This window comes from Stutzerimonas tarimensis (assembly GCF_042648805.1).
GTDB lineage: Bacteria > Pseudomonadota > Gammaproteobacteria > Pseudomonadales > Pseudomonadaceae > Azomonas > Azomonas tarimensis.
Genome location: NZ_JBHRXZ010000029.1, coordinates 123848 through 144917 on the forward strand (window position 1 = coordinate 123848; position 21070 = coordinate 144917).

At 62.9% G+C, this 21070-nt stretch carries 18 protein-coding genes and 1 other RNA gene; 12 read left to right on the plus strand and 7 right to left on the minus strand.

Translation table 11 applies throughout. The features are described 5' to 3' along the window. Positions 1–57 precede the first annotated feature (57 nt). The 8 genes from hisC (at position 58) to efp (ending at position 8521) form a co-directional block, all read left to right on the plus strand. Positions 58–1167 (plus strand): histidinol-phosphate transaminase, encoded by a 1110-nt coding sequence (hisC, locus tag ACFOMF_RS17835; protein ID WP_386367411.1) that lies wholly within the window; start codon positions 58–60, stop codon positions 1165–1167. Next, the gene (locus ACFOMF_RS17840) at positions 1164–3407 is read left to right on the plus strand and encodes a bifunctional prephenate dehydrogenase/3-phosphoshikimate 1-carboxyvinyltransferase (protein ID WP_386367413.1); all 2244 of its coding nucleotides are present in this window, start codon (positions 1164–1166) and stop codon (positions 3405–3407) included. The genes hisC and ACFOMF_RS17840 overlap by 4 nt, the downstream gene beginning before the upstream one ends. After that, complete coding sequence (cmk, locus tag ACFOMF_RS17845) at positions 3404–4105, plus strand: (d)CMP kinase (RefSeq protein WP_386367414.1); 702 nt, start codon at positions 3404–3406, stop codon at positions 4103–4105. The genes ACFOMF_RS17840 and cmk overlap by 4 nt, the downstream gene beginning before the upstream one ends. A gap of 147 nt (positions 4106–4252) precedes the next feature. Beyond that, on the plus strand, positions 4253–5935 hold the full coding sequence (rpsA, locus tag ACFOMF_RS17850) for a 30S ribosomal protein S1 (RefSeq protein ID WP_386367416.1): 1683 nt from the start codon (positions 4253–4255) through the stop codon (positions 5933–5935). Between the two features lie 260 nt (positions 5936–6195). After that, positions 6196–6474 (plus strand): integration host factor subunit beta, encoded by a 279-nt coding sequence (gene ihfB, locus ACFOMF_RS17855; protein ID WP_386367418.1) that lies wholly within the window; start codon positions 6196–6198, stop codon positions 6472–6474. Positions 6475–6622: 148 nt separating this feature from the next. Next, positions 6623–6719: signal recognition particle sRNA small type (gene ffs, locus ACFOMF_RS17860), an RNA gene on the plus strand. Positions 6720–6771: 52 nt separating this feature from the next. After that, positions 6772–7911: an elongation factor P maturation arginine rhamnosyltransferase EarP gene (gene earP, locus ACFOMF_RS17865; RefSeq protein ID WP_386367420.1), complete on the plus strand. Its 1140-nt coding sequence runs from the start codon at positions 6772–6774 to the stop codon at positions 7909–7911. 43 nt (positions 7912–7954) lie between these two features. After that, positions 7955–8521, plus strand: coding sequence for an elongation factor P (gene efp, locus ACFOMF_RS17870; RefSeq protein ID WP_386367422.1), 567 nt, complete (start codon positions 7955–7957; stop codon positions 8519–8521). A gap of 83 nt (positions 8522–8604) precedes the next feature. Here efp and ACFOMF_RS17875 read toward each other — a convergent pair whose 3' ends face one another. The 5 genes from ACFOMF_RS17875 to coxB are packed head-to-tail and all read right to left on the minus strand — an operon-like array spanning position 8605 to position 14785. Then, on the minus strand, positions 8605–10053 hold the full coding sequence (locus ACFOMF_RS17875; RefSeq protein ID WP_386367424.1) for an SLC13 family permease: 1449 nt from the start codon (positions 10051–10053) through the stop codon (positions 8605–8607). Between the two features lie 43 nt (positions 10054–10096). Beyond that, positions 10097–10942: a cytochrome c oxidase assembly protein gene (locus ACFOMF_RS17880; RefSeq protein ID WP_386367426.1), complete on the minus strand. Its 846-nt coding sequence runs from the start codon at positions 10940–10942 to the stop codon at positions 10097–10099. Then, on the minus strand, positions 10933–11292 hold the full coding sequence (locus ACFOMF_RS17885; protein ID WP_386367428.1) for a hypothetical protein: 360 nt from the start codon (positions 11290–11292) through the stop codon (positions 10933–10935). Before ACFOMF_RS17885 ends, ACFOMF_RS17880 begins: the two co-directional genes overlap by 10 nt. Continuing rightward, positions 11289–13808, minus strand: a complete 2520-nt coding sequence (gene ctaD, locus ACFOMF_RS17890) for a cytochrome c oxidase subunit I (RefSeq protein ID WP_386367430.1) — start codon at positions 13806–13808, stop codon at positions 11289–11291. The genes ACFOMF_RS17885 and ctaD overlap by 4 nt, the downstream gene beginning before the upstream one ends. Then, the gene (coxB, locus tag ACFOMF_RS17895) at positions 13805–14785 is read right to left on the minus strand and encodes a cytochrome c oxidase subunit II (RefSeq protein ID WP_386367432.1); all 981 of its coding nucleotides are present in this window, start codon (positions 14783–14785) and stop codon (positions 13805–13807) included. The genes ctaD and coxB overlap by 4 nt, the downstream gene beginning before the upstream one ends. Positions 14786–14845: 60 nt before the next feature. Here coxB and ACFOMF_RS17900 point away from each other — a divergent pair, with 60 nt between their 5' ends. Further along, positions 14846–15319: a DUF2231 domain-containing protein gene (locus tag ACFOMF_RS17900; protein WP_386367434.1), complete on the plus strand. Its 474-nt coding sequence runs from the start codon at positions 14846–14848 to the stop codon at positions 15317–15319. A gap of 52 nt (positions 15320–15371) precedes the next feature. On the opposite strand, the gene ACFOMF_RS17905 is transcribed toward ACFOMF_RS17900, so the two are convergent. After that, the gene (locus ACFOMF_RS17905) at positions 15372–15785 is read right to left on the minus strand and encodes a CopD family protein (RefSeq protein ID WP_386367436.1); all 414 of its coding nucleotides are present in this window, start codon (positions 15783–15785) and stop codon (positions 15372–15374) included. Between the two features lie 191 nt (positions 15786–15976). Between ACFOMF_RS17905 and ACFOMF_RS17910 the strand changes: the two genes are divergently transcribed. Next, positions 15977–16816, plus strand: coding sequence for an ion transporter (locus tag ACFOMF_RS17910; RefSeq protein WP_386367438.1), 840 nt, complete (start codon positions 15977–15979; stop codon positions 16814–16816). Positions 16817–16852: 36 nt separating this feature from the next. Here ACFOMF_RS17910 and ACFOMF_RS17915 read toward each other — a convergent pair whose 3' ends face one another. Next, entirely contained in the window at positions 16853–18421 is a 1569-nt protein-coding gene (locus ACFOMF_RS17915; RefSeq protein ID WP_386367440.1) for a methyl-accepting chemotaxis protein, read from the minus strand. Positions 18422–18788: 367 nt separating this feature from the next. Between ACFOMF_RS17915 and ACFOMF_RS17920 the strand changes: the two genes are divergently transcribed. Together ACFOMF_RS17920 and ACFOMF_RS17925 are read left to right on the plus strand one after the other, a co-directional pair. Then, positions 18789–19304, plus strand: coding sequence for a hypothetical protein (locus ACFOMF_RS17920; protein WP_386367442.1), 516 nt, complete (start codon positions 18789–18791; stop codon positions 19302–19304). A gap of 144 nt (positions 19305–19448) precedes the next feature. Beyond that, a complete protein-coding gene (locus ACFOMF_RS17925; protein ID WP_386367444.1) occupies positions 19449–20903 on the plus strand; it encodes a mannose-1-phosphate guanylyltransferase/mannose-6-phosphate isomerase in 1455 nt (484 codons plus the stop codon). The last annotated feature ends 167 nt before the right edge of the window (positions 20904–21070 follow it).

Here is a 21070-nt window from a genome sequence, read left to right on the forward strand (position 1 = left end):
GATCCTCCAGCCTATAGCCTCAAGCGCCGGCGAAGCCGGTTGTACGCGGAGCTGAAGATGAGCTGCGATTTCCTCGACCTGGCGCTGCCAGGGGTGCAAAAACTTTCCCCCTACGTGCCCGGCAAGCCGGTTGCGGAACTGGCTCGCGAACTTGGGCTGGACCCTGCCGGGATCGTCAAGCTGGCCAGCAACGAGAACCCGCTGGGCCCGAGCCCTCGTGTCCTGCAGGCGATCCAGGCCGAGCTGGCCGAGCTGACCCGCTACCCCGACGGCAATGGCTTCGAGCTCAAGAAGGCGCTCGCCGAGCGGTACGGTGTAGAACCGGCGCAGGTGACCCTGGGCAACGGCTCCAACGACGTTCTGGAGATGATCGCGCGGGCCTATCTGGCTCCCGGCCGGAACGCGGTGTTCAGTGCTCATGCCTTTGCTGTCTACCCCATCGCCACCCAGGCGGCGGGTGCCCAGGGCAAGGTAGTCCCGGCGGCAGGCTGGGGGCATGATCTGGAAGCCATGGCGGCCGCCATCGACGCCGAGACGCGGGTGGTGTTTCTCGCCAACCCCAACAACCCTACCGGAACCTGGTTCGGACCGGATGCGCTGCGTCGTTTCCTGGCGGCGGTGCCGGCCGACGTGCTGGTGGTGCTCGATGAGGCCTATATCGAATACAGCGGCGACGATGAACTGCCCGACGGTATGCAATACCTTGCCGATCACCCGAACCTGTTGATCTCCCGTACCTTTTCCAAGGCCTACGGCCTGGCTGCCTTGCGGGTGGGCTATGCCATCAGTTCGGTCCCGATCGCCGATGTGCTGAACAGGGTCCGCCAGCCGTTCAACGTCGGCAGCCTGGGGCTGGTCGCGGCCTGCGCCGCACTGGAAGACAAGGACTACCTGCGGCGCAGTCGCATGGCCAACGCGGCCGGGATGCGCCAGCTGGAAGCAGGATGTCGCCAGCTCGGCCTCGACTGGATCCCTTCGCGGGGCAACTTTCTGGCCGTCGACTTCGGTGGCGACGCGGGTCCCATCAATCAGGGGCTGCTGCGTGAAGGTGTGATCGTGCGGCCGGTCGCCGGGTATGGCATGCCCAGCTTCCTGCGCGTGTCCGTCGGTACCGAGGCTGAGAACGCCCGTTTCCTCGCCGCGGCTGCCAGGGTTCTCGACCAGTGACGGCCAGGCCATCCCAGCCTCGGCGTGAGCCGCTGGGCGATCGCCTGGTGGTGATCGGGCTGGGACTGATCGGTGGGTCCTTCGCCAAGGGGGTCCGCGAGCTGGGGCTGTTCAATGAGGTGGTCGGCTTTGACCTTGACCTGCCGTCACGCCGCCAGGCCGTCGAGCTGGGTGTCGTCGATCGCTGCGCCGAGAGTCTCGAAGAGGCTTGCGTCGGTGCCACGGTGATCCAGCTGGCAGTGCCCATCCTGGCCGCGGAGAAGGTACTGGCCGCGCTGGCGACGCTGCCGCTGGGAGAGGCGGTGGTTACCGACGTGGGCAGCGCCAAGGGCAACATCGTTCGTTGCGCCGAACAGGTTTTCCAGGGGGTGCCGGCGCGTTTCGTGCCTGGGCACCCGATAGCCGGGTCAGAACAGAGCGGGGTCACGGCTGCCAAAAGTACGTTGTTTCGCCGACACAAGGTGATCCTGACGCCACCGCCAGGCACGGACCCTGCGGCGTTGTCGCTGGTCGACACCCTTTGGAGGGCCCTCGAGGCGGACGTCGAGCACATGGACGTCAGGCACCATGATGAAGTGCTGGCCGCGACCAGCCACCTGCCACACCTGCTGGCGTTCGGCCTGGTCGACTCGCTCGCGCGGCGGCATGAGAACCTGGAGATCTTCCGCTACGCTGCCGGGGGGTTCCGGGACTTCACGCGTATCGCCGGCAGTGATCCGCTGATGTGGCATGACATATTTCTGGCCAACCGCGAGGCAGTGCTGCACACGCTCGACGCTTTCCAGGCCGATCTGGACCTGCTGCGTGCGGCGATTGAGCAAGGGGACGGGCACCACCTGCTGGGCGTTTTCACCCGCGCCCGGGTTGCTCGCGAACATTTCGGTAAAATTCTGGCCCGCAGGGCTTACGTGGACGTTATGCATTCCAAAGATCTGATCTTTCTCGCCCATCCTGGCGGCAGCCTTTCCGGACGCCTTCGCGTACCGGGCGATAAATCCATTTCCCACCGCTCGATCATGCTCGGGTCGCTGGCCGATGGCGTCACCGAGGTTGAAGGCTTCCTGGAAGGCGAAGACGCCCTGGCGACCCTGCAGGCTTTCCGCGACATGGGCGTGGTGATCGAGGGGCCGAATCATGGCCGCGTGACGGTGCATGGCGTCGGCCTTGACGGCTTGAAGCCGCCGCCAGGACCGCTATATGTCGGAAACTCGGGCACTTCCATGCGCCTGCTCGCCGGGCTGCTTTCGGCGCAGCCCTTCGACACCGTGCTGGCCGGCGACGCCTCGCTCTCGAAGCGGCCGATGAATCGCGTCGCCATCCCCCTGCGGGAGATGGGCGCGGTCATCGAGACCGGTCCGGAAGGTCGCCCGCCACTGCACATCAAGGGTGGTCAGCGACTGACCGCGATGCACTACGAAATGCCCATGGCCAGTGCCCAGGTGAAGTCGTGCCTGCTTCTGGCCGGTCTCTATGCCAATGGCCAGACCTCGGTCACCGAGCCGGCGCCAACCCGCGATCACACCGAGCGCATGCTGCGTGGCTTCGGCTATCCGGTGAACGTCGACGGCAGCACGGCGCGGGTCGAATCCGGCCACAGGCTCCGCAGCACCCGCATCGAAGTGCCCGCGGACATTTCCTCGGCGGCCTTTTTCCTGGTCGCGGCCAGCATCGCCCCGGGTTCTGATCTGGTGCTCGAGCATGTCGGCATCAATCCGACCCGTACCGGGGTCATCGAGATTCTCCGGCTGATGGGGGCCGACCTGGAGCTGCTCGACCAGCGTGAGGTGGGTGGCGAGCCGGTGGCCGATATCCGCGTGCGCTCTGCCCAGTTGAAGGGAATCGACATTCCCGAGGATCTGGTCCCCCTGGCCATCGACGAATTCCCGGTGCTCTTTGTCGCCGCAGCCTGCGCCGAAGGGCGTACCGTGTTGCGCGGCGCGGAGGAGCTGCGGGTCAAGGAATCGGACCGCATCCAGGTCATGGCCGATGGTTTGCAGGCGCTGGGCGTGAATGCCCAGCCGACGGCTGACGGCATCCTCATCGAGGGCGGCCCGCTGGGCGCTGGCGAGGTGCACAGTCACGGTGATCATCGCATCGCCATGTCCTTCAGTGTGGCGGCCCTGCGTGCCAGCGGCCCGATCCGCATCCATGACTGCGCCAACGTCGCAACGTCCTTCCCCAACTTCCTGGCGCTCGCTAGCACCGCCGGCATGCGAGTCGCCGAGGAGGCCAATTCATGAGCGCACTGTCACCGGTCATCACCATCGACGGCCCCAGCGGCTCCGGCAAGGGCACCCTGGCCGGGCTGCTCTCGCGACGCCTGGGCTGGAATTTTCTCGACTCCGGCGCGCTCTACCGCCTGCTCGCCTTTGCCGCGAGCAACCATGGCATCGACCTCACCAACGAGGAGGTACTGAAGATGCTTGCCGCGCACCTGGACGCCCAGTTCGTGCCGGCCGAAGGCAACCGTCCGCAGCGGATGATTCTCGAGGGCGAGGATGTCACCGAGGTGATCCGCAGTGAGCTCGTCGGTGCCGGAGCCTCGAAAGTGGCGGCCCTGCCGGCCGTACGCGATGCCCTGTTGCAGCGCCAGCGGGCCTTTCGCGAGGCGCCGGGGCTGGTGGCGGACGGTCGCGACATGGGAACCATCGTTTTCCCCGATGCGGCGCTGAAGTTCTTCCTCACCGCCAGCGCCGAGGAACGGGCCCGTCGTCGGTTTTTCCAGTTGAAGGCCCAGGGGCTTGATGTTAATCTCGCGAGTCTTCTCGACGAGATCCGTGCGCGTGATGCGCGCGATACCCAACGGGCCGTGGCACCGCTGGTACCAGCGGAAGACGCGATCCAGCTGGATTCGACGAAGCTCTCGATCGAGCAGGTGCTGGAACGGATCCTGGACGAAGTCGCCAAGCGTGACCTTGCCGGATACCAGGGTCGATAAGGCCCTCACGAACCGCCAAGGCGGTGTTGTACAAGGAGGCATGCGGGGGACCAGATCCTGCCCCGCGGCCTTTTTTTATATAAACGAACCCACATTGTCTGGAATGTGGAGGTTGGGCGATCGCCGCCCGGAACAGCAGGAATCAACATGAGCGAAAGCTTCGCAGAACTTTTTGAAGAAAGCCTGAAATCCCTCGACATGCAGCCGGGTGCCATCATCACCGGTCTGGTCGTCGACATCGATGGTGACTGGGTCACCGTCCATGCCGGCCTGAAGTCCGAGGGTGTCATCCCGGTCGAGCAGTTCTACAACGAGCAGGGTGAACTGACGATCAAGGTGGGTGACGAAGTCCACGTCGCACTGGACGCGGTTGAAGATGGCTTCGGTGAAACCAAGCTGTCCCGCGAAAAAGCCAAGCGCGCGGAATCCTGGCAGGTTCTGGAAGCTGCGTTCAACGCTGAAGAAGTCGTCAAGGGCATCATCAACGGCAAGGTCAAGGGTGGCTTTACCGTTGACGTCAACGGCATCCGCGCGTTCCTGCCGGGTTCGCTGGTCGACGTACGTCCTGTGCGTGATACCACGCACCTGGAAAACAAGGAACTCGAATTCAAGGTCATCAAGCTGGACCAGAAGCGCAACAACGTTGTCGTTTCCCGTCGTAGCGTCCTTGAGGCCGAGAACAGCGCCGAGCGCGAAGCCCTGCTGGAATCCCTGCAGGAAGGCCAGCAGGTCAAGGGTATCGTCAAGAACCTCACCGACTATGGCGCGTTCGTCGACCTGGGCGGCGTGGACGGTCTGCTGCACATCACCGACATGGCCTGGAAGCGCATCAAGCATCCGTCCGAGATCGTCAATGTCGGCGACGAGATCGATGTCAAGGTCCTGAAGTTCGACCGCGAGCGCAACCGCGTATCCCTGGGTCTGAAGCAACTGGGCGAAGACCCATGGGTTGCCATCAAGAACCGTTACCCGGAAAGCACCCGCGTCATGGCCCGTGTCACCAATCTGACCGACTACGGCTGCTTCGCCGAGCTGGAAGAGGGTGTCGAAGGTCTGGTGCACGTGTCCGAGATGGATTGGACCAACAAGAACATCCACCCGTCCAAGGTCGTTCAGGTCGGCGACGAAGTGGAAGTCATGGTTCTCGATATCGACGAAGAGCGTCGTCGTATCTCCCTCGGCATCAAGCAATGCAAGCAGAACCCGTGGGAAGAGTTCTCCGGTCAGTTCAACAAGGGCGACCGCATCTCCGGCACCATCAAGTCGATCACCGATTTCGGTATCTTCATCGGTCTGGACGGCGGCATCGACGGTCTTGTTCACCTGTCGGACATCTCCTGGAACGAGCCGGGTGAAGAGGCTGTACGCCGCTTCAAGAAGGGCGACGAGCTCGATACCGTCATCCTGTCGGTCGATCCGGAGCGCGAGCGCATTTCCCTGGGCATCAAGCAGCTGGAAGACGATCCGTTCTCCAACTATGTGAGCCTGAATGACAAGGGCACCATCGTTCGCGGTACCGTCAAGGAAGTTGATGCCAAGGGCGCCATCATCGACCTGGGCAACGATATCGAGGCGACGCTGAAGGCTTCCGAAATCAGCCGTGATCGCGTTGAAGACGCGCGCAACGTGCTGAAGGAAGGCGAAGAAGTCGAAGCCAAGATCATCAGCATCGACCGCAAGAGCCGCGTGATCAGCCTGTCCGTCAAGTCCAAGGACGTCGAAGACGAGAAGGATGCGATGAAAGAGTTGCGCACCAAGCAGGAGGTTGAAACCTCCGGTCCGACTACCATTGGTGATCTGATCCGTGCACAGATGGAAAACCAGAACTAAGTTCAGGTCCATCAGCGAAAAGGGCGACTTCGGTCGCCCTTTTTCGTTTCTGACGATCTGCCGAAGCAGCTCTTCACGAGGTTTCGGCGCTGGCGCAACGAGGCGGGCGTTCCTGGCGGAGGGGAAGGGCGACTGCCGGCGCTCTCCTGTTCGGGTGACAGGCCGCCGCTTCGTTCACAAGGGCTGGTCAAAGACTATCCAGCGTGCTAAAACCGAATCGACCCGCGTGATCTAGCCGCTTGAAAACGAAGGGAAAACTTATGACCAAGTCGGAGTTGATCGAAAGGATCGTCAATCATCAGGGGCAGCTTTCAGCCAAAGATGTGGAGTTGGCGATCAAGACCATGCTGGAGCAGATGACCCAGGCACTTGCCACTGGAGACCGTATCGAGATCCGGGGCTTTGGTAGTTTCTCGCTGCATTTTCGCGCTCCAAGGGTCGGTCGCAATCCCAAGACGGGACAGTCGGTCAGCCTGGACGGCAAGTTCGTTCCGCATTTCAAGCCGGGCAAGGAGTTGCGCGACCGGGTCAATGACTGATCGGGTCGGCTGACGAGACGCCTGTCTGCTATGGGTGCGGCACAACTTCAGGTTGGAAGGGTGTTTGCTACGGCGGACGGTTGTAACTTCTCAGCAAGCCGGTACAATGAGCGCCGCTCACCACTGGTGAGTTCGTTATGGTGGGCCCTGCCGGTCCCCTCGCAATGATCAGCCGTGAACCCGGTCAGGTCCGGAAGGAAGCAGCCGCAGCGGTGACATCGTGTGCCGGGGTGTGGCTGGTAGGGTCTACCTCCAGTTTCCGCGATACCCTCTCTACTCCCTCCCTTATCTATCGTCATGTCCATGAAGCCCACTTGGGACATCTTTTGTGCCGTGGTCGATAATTACGGCGACATCGGCGTGACCTGGCGACTGGCTCGCCAACTGGCTGCCGAGCATGACTTGCCTGTTCGACTCTGGGTCGACGACCTGTGTACCTTTGCCCAGCTTTGCCCCGGCGCCTCTGCTGCGGCCGCACAGCAATGGCATTCAGGCGTCGAGATCCGTCATTGGGCTCCCGAGTGGCCTGGTGCCGAACCCGCTGACGTGGTGATCGAGGCCTTCGCCTGCGAATTGCCGCAGGACTATGTTCAGCGCATGGGTACTTCGGGGCGTCGAATCCTTTGGCTGAATCTCGAATATCTCAGCGCGGAAGAGTGGGTGTCCGGCTGTCATGGCTTGCCGTCACCCCAGGCAGGAGGGCTCGAGAAATTCTTTTTCTTCCCTGGATTTTCGGCAACCACTGGCGGGCTTATCCGTGAGCGTGGCCTGGTCGCCGAGCGTCGTGCGTTTCAGGCCGATGCTGCAGCGCAACGGTGTTTTCTCGATAGTCTGGGCGTGTCTCGTCTGCCTGATGCTCAGTTGATTTCGCTGTTCGCTTATGAAAATGCTGCCGTCGCCGACTGGCTCGACGCCCTGGCCAGCGGGGCTGGGCTTGTTCAGGTGCTGGTGCCTGAAGGGCGGGTCCTCCCCGATGTTGCCCGGTGGCTGGGGGGCTCCCCTCTTCAGCCGGGGAGTTGCCATCAGCGTGGGGCTCTGCAGCTGCAGGTGCTGCGCTTCATGACACAGGCGCAGTATGACCGCTTGCTTTGGTGCTGTGACTTCAACGCGGTACGGGGCGAGGAGTCTTTCATCCGCGCGCAGTGGGCCGGACGGCCATTGGTCTGGCATATCTATCCGCAGGAGGAGGCGGCGCACTGGGACAAGCTCAGGGCCTTCTTCGAGCGTTACGCCTGTAGCCTGGACGATGCTTCGCGGTCCGCGCTCTGGGGGTTCTGGCAGGCCTGGAATGCGGGTGAAGGCGCGGGGAAGGCCTGGTGGGAGATGCGGCGCCACTGCGATGCGTTGCGCCAGCTTTCGGAGCGCTGGACCGATGAGCAGGTTACCAATGGCGACCTGGCGGGAAAGCTGGTGTCTTTTTACGCAGATTGGCTATGATACGCGGCCTGTTTTTTGTCTTTCTTCCAAACCGGATATCCGTATGAAAACCGCACAAGAGTTCCGTGCCGGCCAGGTGGCCATCATCAATGGCGAGCCTTGGGTCATCCAGAAGGCCGAGTTCAACAAGTCCGGCCGCAACAGTGCCGTGGTCAAGATGAAGCTGAAGAACCTGCTCAATGGTTCGGCGACCGAGACCGTGTACAAGGCTGACGACAAGCTGGAGCCTGTGATCCTGGAGCGTAAGGAAGTCACCTATTCCTACTTCGCCGATCCGCTGTATGTGTTCATGGACACCGAGTTCAACCAGTACGAGATCGAGAAAAGCGATCTGGAAGGCATCATGGCCTTCATCGAAGACGGCATGACCGACGTCTGCGAAGCAGTGTTCTACAACGATCGCGTGATTTCCGTCGAACTGCCGACCAGCATCGTTCGCGAGATCGTCTACACCGAGCCTTCCGTGCGCGGCGATACCTCCGGCAAGGTGATGAAGACGGCGCGCCTGGCCAATGGCTCCGAGCTGCAGGTGTCCTCGTTCTGCGAGATCGGCGACTCCGTCGAGATCGATACCCGCACTGGCGAGTACAAGTCCCGCGTCAAGGCCTGATCGGCCCGAACGAAAAAAACCCGGCCACTGCGCCGGGTTTTTTATGGGCTCGCTTGCCACTCGGGGCAAGCGAGCAGGCTGCGTCAATGACCCCAGATCACCCCGATCAGGGCGTAGCACAGCAGGGTAACGAAGAATACGCCAAACAGGTTGAGCGCCAGCCCCGAGCGCATCATCGACTGGATACGCACCTGTCCTGTGGCGAACACGATGGCGTTGGGCGGCGTGGCCACCGGCATCATGAAGGCGCAGCTCGCCGCCACGGCCGCCGGGATCGCCAGCATCTCCGGAGGCAGCCCCTGGGACACCGCGACGGCACCGAGCAGCGGCAGGAAGGCCGCCGCGGTCGCGGTGTTGGACGTGACTTCGGTGAGAAAGGTGATCACCAGGGTGACCAGGCCGATCATCAGGATCAGCGGCAGCGCGCCGAAGCCCTGCAGGCCTTCGCCGATCCACACCGCCAGTCCGGACGAGCTGATGGCGCCGGCCAGCGACAGGCCGCCGCCGAACAGCAGCAACACTCCCCAGGGCATCTTGTTCGCCTGCTGCCAGTCCATGAGGAAGATCCGTTTGTTCCAGTCTGCCGGGATCAGGAACAGCAGTATGGCCGCGGCGATGGCGATGCTGGTGTCGTTGACACCGGGGATGAAACCCGCCAGCAGCGGCTGGAAGATCCATGACAGGGCGGCCAGCACGAACACCGCGGCGACACGTTTTTCCGCCGTGCTCATGGGACCCAGCTCATCGAGCTGATCGCGCAGCAGTTGCTGGCTATCGCCGCCGGCCAGCTTGAAGCCGCCGCGTGTCAGCCACCACCAGACGAAGGTCAGCATACCCAGGGCCACGGGCACGCCCAGCAGCATCCATTGGCCAAAGCCGATGTGGACGTCATGGTTCTCGCGCAGAAAGGCTGCCAGAAGGGCATTGGGCGGGGTGCCGATAAGGGTCGCGATGCCACCGACGCTGGCGGCGTAGGCGATACCGAGCAGCAGGGCGGTGGCGAAGCGATCGCTGTCCTTCGGGTCGCTGTTGGCAACCAGCAGGCTGATCACTGACAACCCGATCGGCAGCATCATGATGCTGGTAGCGGTGTTGCTCACCCACATGCTGATGAAGGCGGTGGCGATCATGAAACCGGCAATCTGTCGGCTGGGTTGACTGCCCACCGCCTGCAGGGTCACCAGGGCGATGCGCTTGTGCAGGTTCCAGCGCTGCATGCCGAGGCCCAGCATGAAGCCGCCAAAGAACAGGAAGATGGTGGGGTTGGCATAGGGCGCGGTGGCCTTCGCCATGTCGCTGATGCCGAGCAAGGGCAACAGGAGGATCGGCAGCAGCGAGGTGATCGGGATCGGAATCGCCTCGGTGGCCCACCAGACCGCCATGAGCGCCGCCAGCCCGACGGTGCGCCAGGCGATGTCGGAGAGACCTACCGGCGGGTCGGTGAGCATACACAAGAGGAGCAGTAACGGCCCGGCAAAGAGTCCGATTGTGGAGGCTGTGGTAGCACTCCGGCCTTGAGGGGAATCCGCCATCGATTTTATACCTTATCTTTCCTGAAACTGAGCTGGTCAAGGGTCACTGCCCTTGAGAACCGCCAAGGGTATCAGGCCTTTGGCCGGTTTGCTGCCTGCGCCACATGCGGGCAAGCCATCGCCATGTGATCCAGCCTCCTCCGATGAGGTAGAGCACACCACCAGGTACCCACATGATGAGACCTGCCAGTTGTTGATCGGCGAGATCGCGGGATTCGCCATAGAAGGGTGTAGTGCCGAATGTGAGCAGCGCGCCCAGCAACCCCGTGTGGATCATGGTCAGGAGAACCGCCATCAGCGCCTGGGGCACCTGTCGAGGATTGGCGTGCAGGACCGACCACCAGAACAGCCAGGCGGTGAACAGGAAACAGGCGTGCTCGAAGGCGTGCCACCAGAGGTTTTCCAGGGCCAGGATATAGAGCTGCGGGGTGTGCCAGATCCAGATGATCGCGCCATGCAGCACCGCCAAGGCGGTCGGGTAGCGGCCACTGCGCAGAATCGCGGTCCACAGCGGGCGGGCGATGTCTCCGGTGACGCTGCGCCACTGCGGAAGGGGCCGGGCAAGCGCCCAGAGCGGCGCGATGACGATGATGAACAGCATATGCTGGGTCATGTGCAGGCTGGTGCTGACCTCCGCCCAGTCGTCCAGCGGCCCGAAGATGGAAAACACCGCGAGCAGCATGGCGATGTGGAAGCAGGCGCTTTCCGCACGGCGCGGCGGCACACGCCGGGCTCCGATCAGGTAGAGCAACCAGGCGCTACCGAGAATCGCTGCGGTGATCAGCAAGGGCAGGCGCTCCATGAGGTGCGCATCGAACAGGCCGTGGGCCAGCGCCGGTTCGGCCAGCACCAGCAGCGGCAAGGCCAGCAGTGAACGCATCACAGGCATGGTGGCAGCTGCAGCAGGGGGATACCTACGAACAGGGCCGCCAGGAAGGCAATCATATGAATGCCAGCCGCCAGCTTGGTGACGAATACCTGTTGTTCGGTCAGTTCGTGGGGCTTGCGCGAGAGGCGCCAGAAGCGGCGTGCCAGCCACAGCAGAAGCGCCATTGTGAGCAGCGTGAGAACACCGAGACTGGCGTTCAGCCAGTTGCGGATGCCCAACTCCGGGTCCGGCGGGGCCACCGAGCAGGCCACCGAGAAGCCACCATAGATTATGACGAACCAAAGGCTCCAGATGAGCAATCCCATGGGGATCTGTATCGGATGGTACGGGGAGGTACGTGGATAGGTCACGACGCGCCTCCCCAGGTGCCTGGAAAGAGAATCCACGCCGCGTAGCTGATCCACAACACGGCGACATTGAAGAACCACAGTTGGAGAACAACACTGACCTCGTAAGGAGACCGGACGCCCACATAGCCAAAGTGCACGCGCCAGGACTGCAGCGCAGTGGTGATCGTGGCGAGTCCGCAGTGAACCGCCGCGTACATCAGCATGAAGAAGGTCATCGCGCCGTAGGCGCTTTCGGTCGGTGCCAGGTTGCTGTCCACCAGCAGCCAGATCAGGGTCCCGGTCTGCACCGCACCGATCAGGGCGATCAGTGCCAGTTTGAACAGCAAACCTCGTTCATTGCCGTGGCGCAGCTGCCCGGTCACCCAGCGCAACACCAGCGCGCCAAAGGAGACCAGTACGGCGCTGATCAGCAGTGTCTGCCCGGACAGGTCCAGGCCTTCCGGGACCGACCATTGCGGTGAGACGGTCCACATGTAGAACCAGCCGAACAGCAACGACAGATACATGGAACCGTCTGCGATCAAGGTTACGCCCATGCCCCAGAGACCCGGTCCGTCGTTGGTACGCGAATGCAGCGGAGGTTCGTCGGGATGGGTGCGGGCATCAGGGGCTGCGGAGGGATGAACGCCGTTTTCCCATGACCAGCGCAGCAGCACGATCACCGACAGCACGGTGGCCCCTAGCGCGACCCAGTAGAACTGCGCCAGCAGCGACAGGCATACCGCAGCCAGGAACAACGCGGCGATAAAGGGCAGCCAGCTGTTGCTCGGCAGGTGGATGACCTCACGCACCTTGCCGGTCAGCGGATCGGAACCCCAGGTTTCCCGCCGGCCATGGTCGATGGTGGTCAGCGCGTGCTCGCCGCGCGCGATGCTGTCGGGCAGATCCGGATCGTGCCACAACGGATGTCGGTGAGTGATGTCCGGCAGGCTGACGAAGTTATAGGCGCTCGGCGGCAACGATGTGGCCCATTCCAGGGTGTCGGCGTTCCAGGGGTTCTTGGTGGCGGGCTTGCCGAAGCGGAAGTGCAGCAGGATATCCAGCAGGATGGTGGCGACCCCCACCGCCATGATGAAGCTGCCGATGGAGGAAATCAGGTTTGGCAGATGCCAGCCCAGCCCCTCGTCGTAGGTGTAGACTCGCCGCGGCATGCCCATCAGTCCTGTCCAGTGCATGATCAGGAAGGTGGTATTGAAGCCGATGAACACCAGCCAGAAGCCCCAGCGACCGAGGGTCACCGAGGGCATGCGGCCGGAAAAGTGCGGCAGCCAGTAATACAGCCCGGCCATCAGCGGAAACACCATGCCTCCGACCAGGACGTAGTGCATGTGGGCGACGACGAAGTGGGTGTCGTGTACCTGCCAGTCGAACGGTACCAGAGCCACCATGACGCCGGTCAGGCCGCCGCCGACGAAGACCACCAGAAAGCCCACCAGCCAGAGCATCGGCACATGGAAGATGGGCCGGCCCAGCCAAAGGGTTGCCAGCCAGGCAAAGATCTGCACCCCGGTGGGAATGGCCACCAGCATGCTGGCGCCGGAAAAGAACGCCAGCGCCAGCTGCGGAATCCCCACCGTGAACATGTGGTGCACCCAGAGCCCGAAGCTGAGAAAGCCGATGGTCAGCACCCCGAGCACGATCCAGCGATAGCCGACGATGGCCCGCTGGCAGAACACCGGAAGCAGCGTCGAGACGATGCCGGCACCCGGCAGGAAGATGATGTACACCTCAGGATGCCCGAACAGCCAGAACAGGTGCTGCCAGAAGATCGGGTCACCGCCCAGCGCCGTGTCGAAGAACGGCATCCCGGCGGCACGCTCGAGTTCCAGCAGGATGCTGCCGAGGATCAGCGGCGGGAAGCCCACCACGATCATCATGGCCATCACCAGGATGTACCAGGCGTACAGGGGCATCTTGTCCAGCGCCATGCCGCGGGTGCGAGTGCGCAGGATCGACACCACCAGTTCGACCCCGGCGCTTACTGCGGAAATCTCGATGAAAGTGATGCCCAGCAGCCAGAAATCGTTGTTTACCCCCGGCATGTGCCCGGCGCTGGATAGCGGGGTGTACATGAACCAGCCGGCCTTGGGGGCGATCTCGAAGAAGATGCTGGAGATCAGGATCAGCCCGCCGAACAGGTAGCAGAAGTAGCCCAGTGCCGAGAGCCTGGGGAATACCAGGTCGCGGGCGCCGATCATCTTCGGGATCAGGTAGATCGCCAGGCCTTCCATCATCGGCACGGCGAACAGGAACATCATCACCGTGCCGTGCATGGTGAAGACCTGGTTGTAGATGTCCGGCGACATCAGCTCGTAACCGGGAATCGCCAGCTGAGTGCGGATCAGCATCGCCAGTAATCCACCGAAGAGGAAGAAGATTCCCCCCGTCACCAGAAAGCGCAAGCCAATGGTGGAGTGGTTGACGATGGTCAGCGCCTTCCAGCCGCGCGGGTTGCCCCACACTTCGTTGAACTGGTCCTGCAACTGATCCGGGTCGGTGGTCGGCTTGTTACTCATGGAGCGAGTGTCTCCAGCCAGGCGGCAATCTGTTCGAGAATGTCGTCGTCGATGTCGTCATGGGCCGGCATTGCATTACCCGCCTTGATGTCCTGGTGTTCACGCAGCCAGCGACGCAGGCCTTCGCTGTCGTTCTCCAGCGTGCCGGCGCCCAGCGTGGGCCGGCTGGCCAGATCGGTAAGGTCGGGCGCACGAGCGCCCTCGGTTATGCCGGCGACGCGGTGGCACTGGCCGCAGGTATCGCGAAACTCCTCACCCGCTGCGCCGGGGGGCAGAGCTGGCGAGGCGAAGCTCTGGCGTTCGCTCAACCAGGTGTCGAAACCCTCGGGCTCCAGCGCTTCGACATGCAGGATCATCCGGGTGTGCTGCGCGCCGCAGAATTCCGAGCACTGGCCGCGAAACACGCCAGCATGGGAGGCTTCGAGGCGAATCTCGTGGATGCGGCCGGGAACCATGTCGCGCTTGCCGCCCAGGCGCGGCACCCAGAACGAGTGGATGACATCCGCGCTCGTCAGGTGTACGTCCAGCGGACGCCCGACGGGGACAATGAACTGGTTCGCCGTGGTGACTCCGCTCTCGGGATAGTGCACTTCCCACCACCACTGATGGCCGGTGACCTCGATCACCAGAGGATCCTGCCCTTCGACCGGGAGCGGGATCATGCTGCGCCCGGTGGGGACGCCGAACAGCAGCAGCAGGATGATGCTCACCGTCGGCAACACGATGCCGCCACTGATGACCCAGCGGCGATTGATGGCGCGGGCTTGCTTGGCCGAGGTATGACGCGGCTTGCGGGCCAACGCATAGATCCAAAGCAGGCTCACCCCGACCCAGACGACGCTGGCCACGCCGAACATGAACCACCAGACAGTGGCGACCTGGCGGGCCGCGGGGCCGGCCGGGTCGAGGATCGACTGCGGTCCACTGCAGGCGGCGAGCAAAGGAACTGCCAGCGCCAGAATGGTCCATTTGATCATGTCGGTACCTCCTGCCCGCACCGCCGACTTCCTGATTACATCCTCACCCTGGAGTCCCGGATGGCTGACTGTACCCCTCGCGAGTCCATACACAGCAAAGCAGCGATCAAGGGCCATCCCCTGCATCCGATGCTGATCCACTTTCCCGTCGCGGCCCTGGTTGCGGTGGTTTTCACCGATCTGGCCTACCTCTGGACAGTGGACGAATTCTGGAGTCGCGCCAGTGTCTGGCTGCTTGGCGTTGGCGCGGTGGGCGGCATCACCGCCAGCGTCTTCGGGCTGGTGGACCTGCTGTGGGTCAGCAAGATCCGACAGAAAGTGACCGCCTGGTGCCATGCGATCCTCGCGGTGATGATGCTCTCGCTGGCCTCGCTCAACTGGATGTTGCGCGTGGTCGGCCTGGGGCCGGCCGAAACCGAGTTCTTCTGGGGCCTCTACCTGTCGGTACTCACCGCGCTGCTGATTTCCGTCGCTGCCTACCTGGGCGGTCGCCTGGTCTACGAGCACGCCGTGGGTGTCGACTTGAGCAACTGAAGAGAGGCTGAGAGCGGTCGGGTCAGACATGAGCGGGGCAGCTTCCTCGTGTTCAGAACGGCTTGGCCAGGACAAGCCAGAGCGTCAGGATGATGAGCAGCGGGATGGTGGTGCCGACGGCGAAGCAGGGCATCCTCACGCTGCGTTCGGGATAGCGCTCGACGCGCAGCAGCAGGACCCCGCAGAGCGCGTGGCTGATCGTCATGCCGACCACCGCGGTCAGCTTCATCACCAGCCAGCCTGCCACCACGCCGTCGCGGAGGATGATCGCGGTTCCCGAGCCAATGGCGACCAGGGCCGCCGGCGTGCCCACCAGGGTGAACACCATGCGCGTCAGATGGGAGTGGTCGCGAAAGAACAATTGATCATTACGGCGAGTACCTGCGGCGATCATCGCCGGCAGATAGACTAGGATGCCGCACCAGCAGATAAGCGATGCCAGGTGCAGCAGTTTCAGTAGTGGCATGCCGGTCTCCCTTCCTGCCAGGCGAGCGGTGCGCTGCGGCTTGAATCGCAAGCTGTGACAACCCACCCACGGGGCGGTTCGCCAGGCAGACGTGAACGGCAAGGGGAGAACTCGGGCGCGGCGGAAGCCGGAGTGCCTGAATACGCCCCAGAAGGTCGCTTCGGACCCTGAATGACCTGAATGGATTTCTGATGGATCTACCGAACTGGCGCGAGCGCCTCTACATCATCATCTTCTTCACCAACACTCCGGCGGGGAAACTCTTCGACACCTGGCTGCTGGTAGTGGTGACGGCGAGTCTGGTCGTGGTGATGCTCGATAGCGTCGCGGCGATCAACCTTCATTACGGCACCCTGTTGAGGGCGCTGGAGTGGGGCTTCACCACCATCTTCGCCATCGAGTATCTGCTGCGGATCTACAGCCACCCCGAGCCGCGCAAGTACGTGTGGAGCTTCTACGGGGTGATCGACCTGCTGTCGATCCTGCCGGCCTTCCTGGCGCTGATCTTCGCCGACGCCCAGTACCTGCTGGTGATCCGCATCATCCGGCTGTTGAGGGTGTTCCGGGTGCTCAAGCTCACCCCCTACCTCAGCCAGGCGAACTTTCTGCTCGTCGCCTTGCGCGGTAGCAGGCAGAAGATCATCGTCTTCCTGCTGTCGGTCAGCACCCTTATCGTGATCTACGGGACCTTGATGTACGTGATCGAGGGCCCGCCACATGGGTTCAGCAGCATCCCGAAGAGCATCTACTGGGCCGTGGTGACCCTGACCACGGTCGGCTTTGGCGACATCGTGCCAAGTACACCGCTCGGCCAGGCATTGGCGACGGTGGTGATGATCACAGGTTATTCGATCATCGCGGTGCCGACGGGTATTTTCACCGCCGAGCTCGCCAACGCCATGCGAGCCGACACCCTGGTGCATGAGTGCCCCTCCTGCCGCAAACCCTCTCACGAGCCCGGTTCGGCGTTCTGCGGTCGCTGTGGGAGCCAGTTGTTCCAGCAGAAGGTGGACACCCCGGCAGAGCAATGAGCACTGGCCGGGCGGGCGAGGGAAAAGGCGGTGAGGTCAGCGGTTGAAGCGCTCGACGAGGGCGTGCTGGGCTTCTGCAGTGGATGCCAGACCTTCGCTCAGTAGCGCGGTGCTTTCGGCAGAACTGCTGTTTTCCTCGGCCAACTGAGCGATGGTCCCGACGTTGCGGCTGATCTCCTCGGCCACGGCGCTCTGCTCCTCGGTGGCCGAAGCGATCTGGGTGGTCATGTCGCTGATGCTGTCCATGGCGTTGCTGATGCCCAGGAGCGCCTCGTCGGTGAGCGCGACCTGCTCGACACCTTTCTCGACATGCTTGCGGCCCTGCTCGGTGGCATTCACCGCGCCCCGGGCCTGCTGCTGAAGCTTCTCGATCAGGCTGTGGATCTGTCCGGTGGATTCGCCGGTACGCTTGGCCAGCTGACGAACTTCGTCAGCCACCACAGCGAAACCGCGCCCGCTTTCACCAGCGCGTGCCGCTTCGATCGCGGCATTCAGCGCCAGCAGGTTGGTCTGGTCGGCGATGCCCTTGATGACATCCACCACGCTGCCGATCTCGTCACTGTCGCGGGCCAGTTTGGCCACCACCTCGCCGGTCTCGACGACCGATGCGGAAAGCTTCTGGATCACGTTGCGGGTTTCTGCTGCAACCTGCCGACCCTGTTCGGTCAACTGACTGGCCTCGTGTGTCGCCGCCGCCGCGGTGCCTACGTTATGTGCCATCTCCTGGGTGGTGGCGGCCATCTCGTTCACCGCCGCGGCGACCTGATCGGTTTCCTGGCGTTGCTGCGCCAGGCTGCGCGAGCAACGGTGGGCCAGGGAGTCGGCCTCGCTCGCCTGGGCGTGCAGCTGGCGGGCGCTGTCCTGCAGGCGGGTCAGGCAGGTCTGCAGATGAAGCTGCTGGCTGATCATGGCCATCTCGAGCTGCGCCTCGACGCCCCGGGCGTCGGTGTACATGGTGGCGATCAGCGGGTCGGAAGTGGTCTGCTCGGCGATGCGCAGCAGGCGGCGTGTGCCTCGGTTCTGCCAGTGCAGCCCGGCGAGACCCAGCGGGACCGACAGCAGGGCCACCAGCAGAAAGCCCCAATATCCGTCGAGCACCATGCCCAGCAGGAAGGCCGCCTGGCTCATCACGATGAAGGGCAGCCACTTGAGCGCCATCGGCATCCAGCGATCACGCCCGGGAATGGCGCTCTTGCCAGCGTTTATGCGTGCGTACAGCGCTTCGGCCCGGGTGACCTGTTCGGCGGTCGGCTTGGTGCGTACCGACTCATAGCCCACGATCCGCCGGTTCGCATCCAGCGCTGGCGTGACGTAGGCGTTGACCCAATAGTGGTCGCCGTTGCGACGGCGATTCTTGACGATGCCCATCCAGGGCTTGCCCTGCTGGAGCGTCGTCCACATATGGGCGAACACTGCAGGCGGCACGTCCGGGTGGCGAATCAGGTTGTGCGGCGCACGGATCAACTCATCACGCGAATATCCGCTGACCTCTGCAAAGACGTCGTTGCAGTAGGTGATCTGGCCTTTAAGGTCCGTGGCGGAAATCAGCCGCTGCTGATTCGGAAAGGCATATTCACGCTGGGTAACGGGGAGATTCTTTCGCATGAGATATCACTTTGATATGACCGTGGGTCCGCCGAGGAGCCTAACAGCAATGGCAATAGTTAAGCGGCCTGATCAGGGGATTCTTGAGAAAAGATTTGCCGCGACTGGGCAGGGAGGCTCCGGGCATGCCCGAAATTCATCCAGCCGCAATCATCCCGCTCTAGATTGGTGCCGTCTGACCGGGTGAAAAGACACCTTCTTCGACGCGGCTGGTAGCTAACCCGCTGATTCGGAATAGGTCCTGATGACGAGCCCGGGAATGGCATCAAGCTTGCTCGAATGATTGCTGTAAGGATCGTCGAATCCTGACCGCGATAAGGGATGCCAGCGGATCGGATCGTAGTGGCTACGGGTATCGGAGGCCTACATGCGCATCAGCATCCTTGGCATGGACTACAGGAGCGCAATCTTCGCAGGTTGCCTGTCCCATCGCGGGCACCGGGTCATAGGGATTGACACCGGATCCTATCGGGCGGACTGGCTTGACTGTTTCGGCGAATGCTCGCCGGAACCGGGCCTGGAAGTGCTGTTGGAACACGGACGGCAGACGGGGCTGCTCAGCAGGACGACGGATTTGCTGACAGCCGTGCGGGAGACGGAGCTCACTTTCATGGATGGGGCTGCCGAGGACGGTGGCGAGCAGGATGCTACCAACATGGAGCGGCTCTACCGACGGATCGGTGAAGCCTTGCGGGCAAAGGAAGGCATGCACAGGTTATTGGTACGCAGCAATCGGTCGCGTGAACGGATTCTGGCGACCCTGCTGCCGATTCTCGAAAAGAGTTCAGGGAAACGACTCGGACAGGGATTTCAGCTCGAGGTGAGCGCGGATTACCTCAGCGCATGCAGCGCAACGCTGCAAGCCAGGGACCAGGAAACCTAGCGTCCGGCGGAGTGCCGGCTCCAGCAGAAGCAATCATGCAGTCATCACGGAAGGTGTCACTCTGCGGCGCAAGCCGAAGCGATTGGAGCGGCCTGGCGACAGGCCTCATTCCTGGCGAAGTCGATCGAGACGAGGAGAGACGAGATGATTCCTGTGATTCTATCCGGAGGTAGCGGCTCGCGCCTCTGGCCACTCTCGCGCAAGCAGCACCCCAAACCCTTCCTCAAGTTGATGGGCTCGCACACCCTGTTCCAGCAAACGGTCATGCGCCTGGCTTGTGACGGCATGGAAGCGCCGGTGATCCTGTGCAATCAGCAGCACCGCTTCATGATCCATGAACAGCTCTGTGCCATTGACGCAGGTGCGCAGCTGCTGGTTCTCGAGCCCTTCGCTCGCAACACCGCGCCGGCAGTGGCGATGGTCGCGCTCAAGCTGCTCGCCGAAGGGCGCGACGAAATTCTCGTTGTCTCGCCTGCCGACCATGTCATCCAGAACTCCACCGCCCTGCGAAACACCCTGGAGCTGGCCCGGCCCGCCGCCGAAGCGGGCGAGCTGGTGCTCTTCGGCATTCCTGCCGAACAGGCCGAGCCAGGCTTCGGCTACATCCGTTGCAGGGACGAATTTCTCTGCAATGGCATGCAGCGAGTCGAGCACTTCGTCGAGAAGCCAGACATGGTGACAGCGCAGGCCTTTGTCGACTGCGGCGACTATTACTGGAACAGCGGCATCTTCATGTTCCGCGCCAGCCGCTACCTGGACGAGTTGAGAGTTCAGTCCCCGGCGATCCATGAAAGCTGTATCCGCGCCTTCGAGGGCTGCAGCCTCAGCGAGACCACGCTGCGAATCGCCGCCAGTACCTATTCCGCCTGTCCGGACAGGTCGATCGATCACGCGCTGATGGAGAGTACCCGCAGCGCCTGCCTGATTCCGCTGGACGCGGGCTGGAGCGATGCGGGCAGCTGGTCGGCGCTCTGGAGCGAGCAGGACAAGGACGAGCATGGCAATCTGCTGCTGGGCGACGTGGTGGTCGACGACAGCCGCGACTGCCTGGTGCATGCCAGTTCCAAGCTTGTCACTCTGCTGGGTCTGGAAGACCTGGTGGTGGTGGAAACCCGCGACGCGGTGATGATCGCCCACAAGGACCGCCTCCAGGATGTCCGCCATCTGGTCAACGAGCTGGATAGTGAGCAACGCGGGGAGGTCGAGACTCTCCCTCGGGTGTTTCGACCCTGGGGATCCTGCGACTCGCTAGACCGAGGCGAGCGGCATCAGGTCAAGCATCTCACTCTCAAGCCAGGTGCAAGCCTGTCGTTGCAACGCCACCATCATCGCGCCGAGCACTGGATCGTGGTCTCGGGCACCGCGCAGGTCACCTGTGGCGAGACGACTTTTCTACTGTCGGAGAACCAGTCGACCTACATCCCCGAGGCGGAGGTACACTGCCTGAGCAACCCCGGCAAGATACCCCTCGAATTGATCGAGGTGCAGTCGGGCAGCTACCTGGGCGAAGACGACGTCGAGCGCCTGGGAGATGTCCCCATCGCCGCGACAGACCAGGCCACCACCCCAACAACCGCCCGGATCGTTGCCATCAAATGATCCTCTCGAGCTTGCTCGCGAATGGCCGAAACCCCGCCGCGGCGGCCTTCGCGACCAAGATCGCTCCTACAAGAGCGGGCCGGTTGATGACACAAGTTCCGCGACCCACCCAGCCCCGTAGGAGCGAGCTCGCTCGCGAATGGCCGAAACCCCTCCGCGGCGGCCTT